This is a genomic window from Phytoactinopolyspora endophytica (genome assembly GCF_004138495.1).
GTDB classification, from domain to species: Bacteria; Actinomycetota; Actinomycetes; order Jiangellales; family Jiangellaceae; genus Phytoactinopolyspora; species Phytoactinopolyspora endophytica.
The window spans coordinates 31,097-31,395 of record NZ_ML142879.1 but is presented as its reverse complement, the minus strand read 5'-3'; the positions used below and the strand labels follow the sequence as shown (position 1 = coordinate 31,395).

The 299-nt window shown below is 67.6% G+C and carries 1 pseudogene; it reads right to left on the bottom strand.

Annotation, left to right across the window (positions count from 1 at the left end):
• Nucleotides 1-299 (bottom strand): annotated as a pseudogene (locus ELR45_RS41890) (transposase); the annotation flags it as partial.

The window sequence follows — 299 nt, the reverse complement described above, 5'->3', positions numbered from 1 at the left end:
GTCCCCGTTGACCCCGGTAGCGATCAGGACCACGGCGTTCACGACCCGTCCACCCTCGCGCACTTTCATCGTCAGCGCGTCCGCGGCCACGAACGTGAACACCCCCCGCGGCATCCAGCGGCCGGTGCCGGAACTGCTCGACGTGCTCGTCCAGGTCCGCGGCCATGCGGGAGACCTGCGACTTGGACAGGGAGTTGATGCCGAGGGTCTTGACCAGCTTGTCCATGCGGCGTGTCGAGACTCCGGCGAGGTAGCAGTCAGCGACCACGGTGATCAGCGCGGACTCGGCTCGCTTGCGT